Raw genomic sequence first — 8,505 nt, forward strand, 5'->3', positions numbered from 1 at the left:
ACAACGCCGAGTGTCGGCGGTACCTTCGGCAACTGCCGCTGATGAGGTCGTTAGCTATTGTGCTGGCATGGCAAGCGGGCGGACCGGTGTCCGGCACCGTAAGCTCAAGCACTGCCTGACCCACCCCGAGCATCAGTTCTTCTGGGCGCCTGCGCTCGATTCATGCCCGTATTGCACCCTTGGTGATGCAGAGCGTTCGCGAAGCTCGTCCGACGGGGCCGTTCCCTGTCCGTCCGGCTGTTGTCCGAGCGCTTCGGCTACCCAGGCTGCTGGTTCGTGACGTACACGCCCTTGCCCTGCCGGCCATCAATCAACCCTTCGGCTTTCAAGATGAGCATGGCGGCGCGAATGACGGTGTTGCTCACGTCGTAGTGCTCGCACAGGGCGGCGAAGGACGGCAACTTGTCACCCGGCTTCAACTGGCCGGAGCTGACCTGCTCGCGGATATCACGTGCGACCTGTAGGTAGGCGGCTTCAGACATAGGTGGTGCTCCCAGCTTGGCGGCTGGTGCAAGCAGATCACACCCTGGGTGCGACTTACAACGCTATGTGCGTTGACTGTTGACCCTGCGCACATTGCGTCCTAAGTTGCTTCTGGGGCTACCCAGCTTGGCGGCCGGGGGTCCTGCCGTGGGTGCCCGCCTCCCGACGTGGGTGCCCACGGCTTTACCAGCCGTCGGCGGGAGGCGTGATGACCAGGCCGAACAGATCAGTTTCGCTCGCCGGCACCGGCCCGTCTGGTCCTGGCGACACTGGCGGCGCGTCTGCCGCTGCGGAGGCGAGCTGCCATGCCGAAGCCGCCACCGCATCCCGATCAGCCGCGCTCACTGGCCCAGCCAGGATGGCCCGGAGTGACCACTCACCACCCGATCAAGCCGGCCTGGACGTGCGGCGGCTGTGCGGGAGAGTGGCCATGCCACACCCGTCGCCGAGAGCTGCGAGCCGAGTACGTCGGTGCCCGGGTGTCACTGTCCCTCTACCTGGCAGCCCAGCTCGTCGAGGCAGCCCAACATTTGGCCCACGTTCCCGCTGGCCACCTGCATTACCGGTTCCTTGGCTGGACCCGATGAGCATCCTGCGGCCGGGTGACGAGAAGTTCCACTACAGCGACGGCTCGCACAGGTGGATCCCGCCGGACCCGGACTACGACCAGGAGGTCTGGGACGAGCAGGTTCGCCAGCACAAGCACGGCCACCTCAGGAACGAGCGCCCGAAGATTCGCATCCAGCGCCTCATTTGAAGCCAGCAGTACAGCAGCGAAGTGCAGCACGGGGGGCCGGACCGGTTCCCCTCCGGTCCGGCCCTCGCACCAGGCCAGGTGTCACCCCTTGTGCTTCTCCTGGCACGGCACGCAGAAGCGGACATGCGGGAGGACTTCGAGGCGCTCGGCCGGGATGCTCTCGCGGCACCTCTCGCAGGCGCCGTAGGTACCATCCGCGATCCGGCTCAGCGCACCGGTGATCTGCTCGAGGTGGCGGCGGGTGACCACCAGCAGAGCGGCCCGGTTGTGGGCCTCGCCCGGGTCGCCGGTGTCCGCGTTGAGTTCGGTCAGTTCCCGTAGCCGCGCCGTCTGCGTAGCGAAGTCGTCCGCCAGGGACGCGCGTAGATCAGCGAGCCAACCGTGCTCGACAGCGCGTTGATCGGTGCTCATGGTCTGCCCTTCAGAAAGAATGGGAAAAAGAAAAAGGGCCGAAGCCTGAGTAGCTTCGCCCTGCGGTCGTTCTTGGATGCAACGATTCCGCGGGTGGGCCTCGGCCGGCGCGCGCCGGGCGCGACATGCCGCGTGTGGGCACGATGTACAAGGCGCCGACAACCGGCACTCCCATGCACGCCTTGCCGCGCGCAGCCGTCACGACGGGGGCAGCACTGCCAGCCGTCACGTCAGTGACGGCTGGCGAGCGGAGGATCACCCACGGCATGCCCCCACCATAGGGCGGCGAATGCGCGAAAGCCAACGCCCCTTGATCGCTGATCAACGCATCGGGACCGGCGATGGCACCCCGGGCGGCATCGGACTTCTGAGCACGGTCGAGGCCCGAGACCGGTGCCGCGTTGCCAGCACGCTCGGCCCGATCACCGGACAATGTCGAACTGTGGACGCGGTAGCTCCGTGTTTATGATCGACGACCCGACCGGGGACGGCCGCTCTGTTCGGCCGGGAGCAAGAGGTGAGGTGCGCGACGGTGATCCGCGAGGCGTACGCCTGCTGGGTGCGCGAGCCCGGCACGGCGGAGATCCGGCCGGTGTCGCTGCCGACGCCCGGCCCCGACGAGGTGCTGGTCCGGGCCCGCTACTCCGGGGTCAGCCGGGGCACCGAGACGCTGGTCTTCGCCGGCCGGGTGCCCACCGACCAGTACGCCGCCATGCGCGCGCCCTTTCAGGAGGGTGACTTCCCCGGCCCGGTGAAGTACGGCTACCTCAGCGTCGGCGAGGTCGAACAGGGCCCGCCGGAGCTGCTCGGTCGCACGGTGTTCTGCCTGCACCCGCACCAGAGCGCGTACGTCGTGCCGGCCACCGCCGTGGTGCCCGTGCCGGACGGGGTGCCGCCCGCGCGGGCGGTGCTCGCCGGCACTGTGGAGACCGCGATCAACGCGCTGTGGGACGCCGCGCCACTGGTCGGCGACCGGGTCACCGTGATCGGTGCGGGCATGGTGGGCTGCTGTGTCGCCGCCCTGCTCGCCCGGTTTCCCGGCGTGCAGGTCGAACTCGTCGACATCGACGCCCGCCGGGCCGGGGTGGCTGGCGCGCTCGGCGTCGGGTTCGCCCAACCAGCCGACGCGAGCGGCGACCGGGACCTGGTCGTGCACGCCAGCGCCACCGGAGCCGGCCTGCAACAGGCCCTGGACCTGCTCGCGCCGGAGGGCACGGTCATCGAGCTGAGCTGGTACGGCGACCGCCCGGTGCAGGTGTCGCTGGGCGGGTCGTTCCACTCCGGTCGACTCACCGTACGCAGCAGTCAGGTCGGCATGGTCGCTCCCGCCCGGCGGGGACGGCGCAGTTACACCGACCGGCTGGCGCTCGCCCTGGACCTGCTCGACGACCCGGCCTTCGACGCGCTGATCACCGGCGCGTCCCGGTTCGCGGAGCTGCCCGACGTGCTCGCCAAACTGAGCGCGGGCGACCTGCCCGCGCTCTGCCACCTCATCACCTACGACGACGGGGAGTGACAGTGTTCAGCGTGACCGTTCGGGATCACATGATGATCGCCCACAGTTTCCAGGGCGAGGTGTTCGGTCCCGCCCAACGCCTGCACGGGGCGACGTTCGTGGTGGACGCGACGTTCCGCCGTGCCGACCTGGACGCCGACGGCATCGTGGTCGACATCGGCCTTGCCACCGAGCAGCTGCGGGCCGTACTGGGCGAGCTGACCTACCGCAACCTCGACGACGAGCCGGCCTTCGCCGGGGTGAACACCACCACCGAGGTGCTGGCCCGCACTGTCGCGGACCGGCTGGCCGAGCGGGTGCACGCCGGCCAGTTGGGCGCCGGAGCACGCGAGCTGGCGGGCATCACCGTCACCCTGCACGAGTCGCACGTCGCCTGGGCCAGCTACGAGCGGTCACTGTGATCGATGCGGGCCGGGCGGCGCCGGGTGGCACCGGCCGTACCGTGCACGTCGTCCTGCCCGGCGACATCGACGACCCGGCCACGCCCAGTGGCGGCAACACCTACGACCGGCGCATCTGCGCGGGGCTCGGCGACAGTGGCTGGACCGTGCACGAGCACGCGGTGCCCGGGGCCTGGCCGAGCCCCGAGCCGGCCGATCGGGCGGCACTGGCCGCGGTGCTCATCGCCGCGCCGGACGACGCCGTGGTGCTGCTCGACGGTCTGGTCGCCTCGACCGTGCCGGACCTGCTCGCCCCGCACGCCCACCGGTTGCGCCTGATCGTCCTCGTGCACATGCCGTTGGACGACGAGGCGGAGGGCCGGGCACTGGCCGCCGCGCGGGCCGTCGTCACCACAAGCGAGTGGACCCGCCGCCACCTGCTGCTTCGCCACCCGCTGCGCCCCGACCGCGTCCGGGTCGCGCCACCGGGGGTGACGGCCGCTCCGCCGGTGCCCCCCGGCTCGACCGCCGGAACCCGGTTGCTCTGCGTGGCCGCCGTCACCCGCCACAAGGGCCACGACGTGCTTGTCGACGCGTTGACGGTGGTGGCCGAGGCGCCCTGGACGCTGGTCTGCGTCGGCACGCTGACCCGGGAGCCCGAGCTGGTGCGCCGGCTGCGCGACCGGCTCGTCGGCGCGGGCCTCGCCGACCGGGTTCGGCTGGCCGGCCCGCTGACCGGCGCGGCGCTCGACGCCGCGTACGCCGCCGCCGACCTGCTGGTGCTGCCCTCGCGGGGTGAGACGTACGGCATGGTCGTCACCGAGGCGCTGGCGCGGGGCCTGCCGGTGCTGGCCACCCGGGTGGGTGGTCTACCCGAGGCGCTCGGCCGGACCGCCGACGGTGAACTGCCGGGGCTGCTGGTGCCGCCGGACGATCCGGCCGCGTTGGCCGGCGGGCTGAGCTGGTGGTTGGGCGACGACGCGCTGCGGGCCCAGCTGCGCCGGGCGGCGCTCGCCCGGCGCGACACCCTTACCGACTGGACGGTGACTGTCGCGTCGCTGGCCGCCGTGCTGGAGGAGGTGGCGGAATGACCGCCGAGGAGACCCTGCCGTTCGCCGACTGGTTGCGGTTGCGGGAGCCGGCCGACGCGGCGGCGCGGGCCGAGGACCTGCTGGACGCCGTCCGCCCCCGGCTGACCGGTGCCACGCCGACGGTGATCCACGACCTGGGCAGCGGCACCGGCTCGATGAGTCGCTGGCTGGCCACCCGGCTGCCCGGTCCGCAGCACTGGGTGCTGCACGACCGCGACGCCGACCTGCTGGCCCGCGCCGCCGAGGGCATGACCGGGGTGGTCGCCGCCGACGGCGCCCCGGTCACCGTGCGTACCCAATGCGGCGACCTCACCCGGCTCAGCGCCGCCGATCTGGCCGACGGTTGCCTGGTCACCGCGTCCGCGCTGCTGGACATGCTGACCGCCGAGGAGGTCGAACGGGTGGTGGCAGCCTGTGTCGGCCGGCCCACCCTGTTCGCCGTCTCGGTGACCGGGCGGGTTCGACTCACCCCGGCCGACCCGCTGGACGCGGCGGTCGAGGCCGCGTTCAACGACCACCAACGGCGCGTCGTCGACGGCCGACGACTGCTCGGCCCGGACGCCGTCGCCACCACCGCCGCCGCGTTCGCCCGACGCGGCGTGGACGTGCGGGAACGGCCCAGCCCGTGGCGGCTCGGCCCGGAGCAGGCAGACCTGGCCGCCGAGTGGTTCCGGGGCTGGCTGGGCGCGGCCTGCGCGCAGCGTCCCGACCTGGCCGGCCCGACCCAGGGGTACGCCCGGCGTCGGCTGGCCGACGCGGCGGCCGGTCGGCTCACCGTGCTGGTCGAGCACAGTGACCTCCTCGCGGGTGGATGAACCGTTCACACCCTGGGTACGTGGACTAGGGCAAGTGGACGATCTTCAAGGGGAGGGCCGCCGTCGATGTTCTGGGCCTGGGCACGAGTGGTCGGTGGGGTGGGTCTGCTCGCCGTCCTGTTGTGGCAGGTGGGCAGCGGCCCGTTCCTCGCCGGGGTGCGGCTGATCGACGCGCCGGCCTTGGCCGCGGCGCTTGTCATCGGGGTGCTCACCACGGTCTGCGCGGCGTGGCGGTGGAGCCTGGTCGCCGGTGGCCTGGGCGTGCGGCTGCCGCTGGCGACCGCGGTGGCGCACTGCTACCGGGCCGTGTTCCTCAACGCCACCCTGCCGGGCGGGGTGCTCGGCGACGTGCACCGGGCGGTCCGCCACGGCCGGGACGCCGGTGACGTCAGCCGGGGCATCCGCGCGGTGGTCTGGGAACGGGCCGCCGGGCAGGTGGTGCTTGTCGGTGTCGCCCTGGTGGTGCTCGCGGCGTTCCCGTCCCCGGTGCGGTCGTATCTGCCCGTCGCGGCGGCGCTGCTTGTCGCTTGCGGGCTGGTCGCCGTGCTGCTGGTCCGCGCCGTGCCGAACGCCGGCCCCTCGCGCTGGGCGCGGGCGCTGCGCACCGCCGGGGCGGACGTGCGGTCCGGGTTGCTGTCCCGGCGCACCTGGCTCGGGGTGCTGATCGCCTCCGCGGTGATGGTCGCCGGTCACCTGGCCACCTTCCTGGTGGCGGCCCGCACCGCCGGGTCCGACGCCCCGCTGTCGCGGCTGCTGCCGTTGACGCTGCTCGCCCTGCTCGCCATGGGCCTGCCGCTGAACGTCGCCGGCTTCGGACCGCGCGAGGGGGTGGCCGCGTGGGTGTTCGGCGCGGCGGGGCTCAGCGCGGCCGAGGGCGTCGCCACCGCGACCGTCTACGGTGCACTGATCCTGGTCGCCAGCCTGCCCGGAGCCGCAGTGCTGCTGATGCGACGGAACCGACATCCGGTCGCCGCCCGGGAAGCCGCCCCCGGTGACAGCTGTTGAGTCGGTGGTGAGGAACACGCGTCGCCGCGCGTCGGTGGCGCCGGACAGAGGAGTCCCATGCCCGAAGCATTGCCGGTCGCCACGATCCGTACGCAGGTCACGGTGCCGTTGACGTTTCCCGACGGCTACGCCACGACGGTCCGGGTGTTCTCGTTCAAGGGCCTGGTGGACGGCCGGGAGCACCTCGCGCTCGGCCTGGGTGACTGGGCGGGCGCGCTGGACCGGCTCGCCGCCGGGGGAGAGCCGCCGCTGGTCCGCCCGCACAGCGAGTGCCTGACCGGCGACGTGTTCGGCAGCCAACGCTGCGACTGCGGTCCGCAGCTGCGCGAGGCGGTGCAGCGGATCGCCGAGGCCGGTGGTTTCCTGCTCTACCTGCGGCAGGAGGGGCGGGGCATCGGCCTGTACGCCAAACTCGACGCGTACGCGTTGCAGGACGCCGGGCTGGACACCTACCAGGCCAACGTCGCGCTGGGCCGGGGTGAGGACGAGCGGGACTACACCGCCGCCGCGCAGATGCTGAGCACCCTGGGGGTGCCGCGGATCCGACTGCTGAGCAGCAACCCGGACAAGGCCGTGCAGCTGACCCGCCTCGGCGTGGACGTCGCCGAACAGGTGCCCACCAGCGTCTTCCTGTCGCCGGCCAACGCCGACTACCTGGCCGCCAAGGCCGCCAAGGCGGCGGAGGTCGTCTCGGCCGCGCCCGACCTGCCTGTCGACAAGTGAGTTGCACACCGGCGCCGACGCGGCCGTACGTGCTGCTCAGTTGCGCCACCTCCATCGACGGGTACATCGACGACGCGTCCGACCAGCGGTTGCTGCTGTCCAACGAGGACGACCTGGACCGGGTCGACGCCGTTCGGGCCAGCTGCGACGCGATCCTGGTCGGTGCCGGCACCGTCCGCCGCGACGATCCCCGACTGCTGGTGCGCTCCGCGAGCCGCCGGGCCGAACGGGTGGCGTGCGGTCGCCCCGCCTCGCCCACCAAGGTCACCCTGACCGCCCACGGTGACCTCGACCCGACCGCCCGGTTCTTCACCGCTGGTGACCCAACCCGGCTCGTCTACTGCGCGACCGGCGCGCTGGAGAAGACCCAGGAACGCATCGGTCGACTGGCCACCGTGGTGGACGCGGGGGAGCCGGTCGACCCCGCCTGGCTGTTGAGCGACCTGGCCGTGCGGGGCGTACGGCGGCTGATGGTGGAGGGCGGCGGGACGGTGCACGCCCAGTTCCTCGCCGCCGGTCTCGCCGACGAGCTGCACCTGGTGGTCGCCCCGTTCTTCGTCGGCGACGGCCGGGCGCCCCGGTTCGTCGGCGAGGGGCGATTTCCCTGGCACCCGGGCCGCCGGGCCCGGCTGGCCGAGGCCCGCCAGATCGGCGACGTGGTGCTCCTGCGCTACGCCCTCTCCGACCGTTTCGGCGGGACCGACGGTTGATCAGGCGGTAGGGCCGCTGGTCACGGTGTGCCGGTCTGGTCTGGGCTGCGTTCCCGCGCCGACGGCATGGGATCCAGCCTAGGACTTGACCTCAATCGAGGTTGAGGCCAGAGAATCGGCGGCGTCCAGAACCGCGAATCAGGGAGCACCCCTCATGGCCAACGTTCTCGTCATCGGCGCCACCGGCAAGCAGGGCGGTGCCGTCGCCGAACTGCTGCTCGACCACGGCCACGACGTCGTCGCCTACGTGCGGTCGCCCGAGTCGACCGCCGCGGTGGCGCTGTCCACCGCCGGGGTCCGGCTCGTCACCGGCGACCTGTCCCACCCCGAGGGCCTCGCCGACGCCGCCAAGGGCGTCGAGGCGATCTTCGGGCTGTCCGTGCCGTTCGGATCCGGTGGGAAGGACGAGGAGGTCGCCCAGGGCCGCCACCTGGTCGATGTGGCGGCGCGCGTCGACGCGCACCTCGTCTACTCGTCCGTGCGCGGTGCCGGCCGGTTGGCCCAGACCGATCTCGACCACGCCGACAGCAAGCAGCTCGTCGAGGCGTACCTGCGCGATCAGCAGGTCCGGGCGACCGTCCTCGGGCCCGTGTACTTCATGGAGAACGCGCTCA

At 72.3% G+C, this 8,505-nt stretch carries 12 protein-coding genes; 10 read left to right on the forward strand and 2 right to left on the reverse strand.

The genetic code is table 11. The features are described from left to right. Positions 1-257 precede the first annotated feature (257 nt). Positions 258-482, reverse strand: coding sequence for a winged helix-turn-helix domain-containing protein (locus tag ABZU25_RS14500; protein WP_355029805.1), 225 nt, complete (start codon positions 480-482; stop codon positions 258-260). A gap of 369 nt (positions 483-851) precedes the next feature. Here ABZU25_RS14500 and ABZU25_RS14505 point away from each other — a divergent pair, with 369 nt between their 5' ends. Then, entirely contained in the window at positions 852-1,070 is a 219-nt protein-coding gene (locus ABZU25_RS14505) for a flavin reductase (protein ID WP_355029806.1), read from the forward strand. Beyond that, positions 1,067-1,240: a hypothetical protein gene (locus tag ABZU25_RS14510; RefSeq protein WP_355029807.1), complete on the forward strand. Its 174-nt coding sequence runs from the start codon at positions 1,067-1,069 to the stop codon at positions 1,238-1,240. Before ABZU25_RS14505 ends, ABZU25_RS14510 begins: the two co-directional genes overlap by 4 nt. 81 nt (positions 1,241-1,321) lie before the next feature. On the opposite strand, the gene ABZU25_RS14515 is transcribed toward ABZU25_RS14510, so the two are convergent. Then, positions 1,322-1,651: a TraR/DksA C4-type zinc finger protein gene (locus ABZU25_RS14515; RefSeq protein WP_355029808.1), complete on the reverse strand. Its 330-nt coding sequence runs from the start codon at positions 1,649-1,651 to the stop codon at positions 1,322-1,324. A gap of 532 nt (positions 1,652-2,183) precedes the next feature. Between ABZU25_RS14515 and ABZU25_RS14520 the strand changes: the two genes are divergently transcribed. From ABZU25_RS14520 to ABZU25_RS14555, 8 genes are all read left to right on the forward strand, one after another. Further along, positions 2,184-3,167 (forward strand): dehydrogenase, encoded by a 984-nt coding sequence (locus ABZU25_RS14520; protein ID WP_355029809.1) that lies wholly within the window; start codon positions 2,184-2,186, stop codon positions 3,165-3,167. A gap of 2 nt (positions 3,168-3,169) precedes the next feature. After that, positions 3,170-3,568 carry a 6-carboxytetrahydropterin synthase gene (locus ABZU25_RS14525; RefSeq protein ID WP_355029810.1) on the forward strand — a complete coding sequence of 133 codons (399 nt, stop codon included), beginning with the start codon at positions 3,170-3,172 and terminating at the stop codon, positions 3,566-3,568. Next, positions 3,568-4,638: a glycosyltransferase family 4 protein gene (locus ABZU25_RS14530; protein WP_355029819.1), complete on the forward strand. Its 1,071-nt coding sequence runs from the start codon at positions 3,568-3,570 to the stop codon at positions 4,636-4,638. The genes ABZU25_RS14525 and ABZU25_RS14530 overlap by 1 nt, the downstream gene beginning before the upstream one ends. Then, positions 4,635-5,453, forward strand: coding sequence for a class I SAM-dependent methyltransferase (locus tag ABZU25_RS14535; protein ID WP_355029811.1), 819 nt, complete (start codon positions 4,635-4,637; stop codon positions 5,451-5,453). The genes ABZU25_RS14530 and ABZU25_RS14535 overlap by 4 nt, the downstream gene beginning before the upstream one ends. 66 nt (positions 5,454-5,519) lie before the next feature. Beyond that, positions 5,520-6,458, forward strand: a complete 939-nt coding sequence (locus ABZU25_RS14540) for a lysylphosphatidylglycerol synthase transmembrane domain-containing protein (protein WP_355029812.1) — start codon at positions 5,520-5,522, stop codon at positions 6,456-6,458. 57 nt (positions 6,459-6,515) lie between these two features. Next, positions 6,516-7,181, forward strand: coding sequence for a GTP cyclohydrolase II (gene ribA, locus ABZU25_RS14545; RefSeq protein WP_355029813.1), 666 nt, complete (start codon positions 6,516-6,518; stop codon positions 7,179-7,181). Beyond that, positions 7,178-7,891 carry a dihydrofolate reductase family protein gene (locus ABZU25_RS14550; protein WP_355029814.1) on the forward strand — a complete coding sequence of 238 codons (714 nt, stop codon included), beginning with the start codon at positions 7,178-7,180 and terminating at the stop codon, positions 7,889-7,891. Before ribA ends, ABZU25_RS14550 begins: the two co-directional genes overlap by 4 nt. Positions 7,892-8,045: 154 nt before the next feature. Beyond that, the coding region (locus tag ABZU25_RS14555; RefSeq protein ID WP_355029815.1) for an NmrA family NAD(P)-binding protein at positions 8,046-8,505 on the forward strand (460 nt) is incomplete at its 3' end.

It is taken from the genome of Micromonospora sp. NPDC005215 (assembly GCF_040607915.1).
Classification (GTDB): domain Bacteria; phylum Actinomycetota; class Actinomycetes; order Mycobacteriales; family Micromonosporaceae; genus Micromonospora.

What these genes read in the sequence shown, in the direction of transcription:
- ABZU25_RS14500 (WP_355029805.1), bottom strand. Translation starts at nt 482, where the DNA reads ATGTCTGAAGCCGCCTACCTACAGGTCGCACGTGATATCCGCGAGCAG.
- ABZU25_RS14510 (WP_355029807.1), top strand. Translation starts at nt 1,067, where the DNA reads ATGAGCATCCTGCGGCCGGGTGACGAGAAGTTCCACTACAGCGACGGC.
- ABZU25_RS14515 (WP_355029808.1), bottom strand. Translation starts at nt 1,651, where the DNA reads ATGAGCACCGATCAACGCGCTGTCGAGCACGGTTGGCTCGCTGATCTA.
- ABZU25_RS14535 (WP_355029811.1), top strand. Translation starts at nt 4,635, where the DNA reads ATGACCGCCGAGGAGACCCTGCCGTTCGCCGACTGGTTGCGGTTGCGG.
- ABZU25_RS14540 (WP_355029812.1), top strand. Translation starts at nt 5,520, where the DNA reads ATGTTCTGGGCCTGGGCACGAGTGGTCGGTGGGGTGGGTCTGCTCGCC.
- ribA (WP_355029813.1), top strand. Translation starts at nt 6,516, where the DNA reads ATGCCCGAAGCATTGCCGGTCGCCACGATCCGTACGCAGGTCACGGTG.